The sequence below is a fragment of the Flavobacterium sp. FlaQc-52 genome, assembly GCF_044007495.1.
Lineage (GTDB): Bacteria > Bacteroidota > Bacteroidia > Flavobacteriales > Flavobacteriaceae > Flavobacterium > Flavobacterium cupriresistens.
Genome location: NZ_JBIPCV010000028.1, coordinates 1 through 1,641, shown reverse-complemented (window position 1 = coordinate 1,641; position 1,641 = coordinate 1). Strand labels below are relative to the sequence as shown.

Below are 1,641 nucleotides of genomic sequence, written 5' to 3'. Positions count from 1 at the left end.
CATTTGGTTGTCGTTTAATTCTGCAACAGCTACTTTATTAAAAGCTAACTTGTTGATTGTGTTTTTGTTTTTCATAAGAGGATTAGTCTAGGGCTTTTGCCAATAAATAACTGATTACTAAAAGACAGGTTGGGCTTGTTCCACCGTCAACGTCATACATTTGGTTGTCGTTTAATTCTGCAACAGCAACTTTATTAAAAGCTAACTTGTTGATTGTGTTTTTGTTTTTCATAAGAGAATTAGTCTAGGGCTTTTGCCAATAAATAACTGATTACTAAAAGACATGTTGGGCTTGTGCCACCGTCAACGTCATACATTTGGTTGTCGTTTAATTCTGCAACAGCTACTTTATTGAAAGCTAACTTGTTGATTGTGTTTTTGTTTTTCATAAGAGAATTAGTCTAGGGCTTTTGCTAATAAAAAGCTGATTACTAAAAGACAGGTTGGGCTTGTTCCACCGTCAACGTCATACATTTGGTTGTCGTTTAATTCTGCAACAGCAACTTTATTAAAAGCTAACTTGTTGATTGTGTTTTGTTTTTTCATAAGAGAATTAGTCTAAGGCTTTTGCCAATAAATAACCGATTACTAAAAGACATGTTGGGCTTGTGCCACCGTCAACGTCATACATTTGGTTGTCGTTTAATTCTGCAACAGCTACTTTATTAAAAGCTAACTTGTTGATTGTGTTTTGTTTTTTCATAAGAGAATTAGTCTAAGGCTTTTGCCAATAAATAACTGATTACTAAAAGACATGTTGGGCTTGTTCCCCCGTCAACGTCATACATTTGGTTGTCGTTTAATTCTGCAACAGCAACTTTATTGAAAGCTAACTTGTTGATTGTGTTTTTGTTTTTCATAAGAGAATTAGTCTAGGGCTTTAGCCAATAAATAACTGATTACTAAAAGACATGTTGGGCTTGTTCCGCCGTCAACGTCATACATTTGGTTGTCGTTTAATTCTGCAACAGCTACTTTATTAAAAGCTAACTTGTTGATTGTGTTTTTGTTTTTCATAAGAGGATTAGTCTAGGGCTTTAGCCAATAAATAACTGATTACTAAAAGACATGTTGGGCTTGTGCCACCGTCAACGTCATACATTTGGTTGTCGTTTAATTCTGCAACAGCAACTTTATTGAAAGCTAACTTGTTGATTGTGTTTTTGTTTTTCATAAGAGAATTAGTCTAAGGCTTTTGCCAATAAATAACTGATTACTAAAAGACATGTTGGGCTTGTGCCACCGTCAACGTCATACATTTGGTTGTCGTTTAATTCTGCAACAGCTACTTTATTGAAAGCTAACTTGTTGATTGTGTTTTTGTTTTTCATAAGAGAATTAGTCTAGGGCTTTAGCTAATAAATAACTGATTACTAAAAGACAGGTTGGGCTTGTTCCACCGTCAACGTCATACATTTGGTTGTCGTTTAATTCTGCAACAGCTACTTTATTGAAAGCTAACTTGTTGATTGTGTTTTTGTTTTTCATAAGAGAATTAGTCTAGGGCTTTGGCCAATAAATAACTGATTACTAAAAGACATGTTGGGCTTGTTCCACCGTCAACGTCATACATTTGGTTGTCGTTTAATTCTGCAACAGCTACTTTATTGAAAGCTAACTTGTTGATTGTGTTTTGTTTTT

General features: G+C 34.5%; 11 protein-coding genes. All 11 read right to left on the bottom strand.

The window, feature by feature from the left end:
- On the bottom strand, window positions 1–75 hold a 75-nt coding region (locus ACHRV5_RS22305), incomplete at its 3' end, for a class I lanthipeptide (RefSeq protein WP_395428322.1).
- Window positions 76–82: 7 nt separating this feature from the next.
- The gene (locus ACHRV5_RS22300; RefSeq protein WP_230004263.1) at window positions 83–232 is read right to left on the bottom strand and encodes a class I lanthipeptide; all 150 of its coding nucleotides are present in this window, start codon (window positions 230–232) and stop codon (window positions 83–85) included.
- Between the two features lie 7 nt (window positions 233–239).
- Window positions 240–389: a class I lanthipeptide gene (locus ACHRV5_RS22295; protein WP_230004263.1), complete on the bottom strand. Its 150-nt coding sequence runs from the start codon at window positions 387–389 to the stop codon at window positions 240–242.
- 7 nt (window positions 390–396) lie between these two features.
- Entirely contained in the window at window positions 397–546 is a 150-nt protein-coding gene (locus ACHRV5_RS22290; RefSeq protein ID WP_230004266.1) for a class I lanthipeptide, read from the bottom strand.
- Window positions 547–553: 7 nt separating this feature from the next.
- On the bottom strand, window positions 554–703 hold the full coding sequence (locus tag ACHRV5_RS22285) for a class I lanthipeptide (RefSeq protein ID WP_395428319.1): 150 nt from the start codon (window positions 701–703) through the stop codon (window positions 554–556).
- Window positions 704–710: 7 nt separating this feature from the next.
- A complete protein-coding gene (locus ACHRV5_RS22280; protein ID WP_230004263.1) occupies window positions 711–860 on the bottom strand; it encodes a class I lanthipeptide in 150 nt (49 codons plus the stop codon).
- A 7-nt stretch (window positions 861–867) separates the two neighbouring features.
- The gene (locus ACHRV5_RS22275; protein WP_230004263.1) at window positions 868–1,017 is read right to left on the bottom strand and encodes a class I lanthipeptide; all 150 of its coding nucleotides are present in this window, start codon (window positions 1,015–1,017) and stop codon (window positions 868–870) included.
- A gap of 7 nt (window positions 1,018–1,024) precedes the next feature.
- A complete protein-coding gene (locus ACHRV5_RS22270) occupies window positions 1,025–1,174 on the bottom strand; it encodes a class I lanthipeptide (protein ID WP_230004263.1) in 150 nt (49 codons plus the stop codon).
- A gap of 7 nt (window positions 1,175–1,181) precedes the next feature.
- Window positions 1,182–1,331 (bottom strand): class I lanthipeptide, encoded by a 150-nt coding sequence (locus tag ACHRV5_RS22265; RefSeq protein ID WP_230004263.1) that lies wholly within the window; start codon window positions 1,329–1,331, stop codon window positions 1,182–1,184.
- A 7-nt stretch (window positions 1,332–1,338) separates the two neighbouring features.
- Window positions 1,339–1,488: a class I lanthipeptide gene (locus ACHRV5_RS22260; protein ID WP_230004263.1), complete on the bottom strand. Its 150-nt coding sequence runs from the start codon at window positions 1,486–1,488 to the stop codon at window positions 1,339–1,341.
- 7 nt (window positions 1,489–1,495) lie between these two features.
- A complete protein-coding gene (locus ACHRV5_RS22255; RefSeq protein WP_395428321.1) occupies window positions 1,496–1,627 on the bottom strand; it encodes a class I lanthipeptide in 132 nt (43 codons plus the stop codon).
- Between the last annotated feature and the right edge of the window lie 14 nt (window positions 1,628–1,641).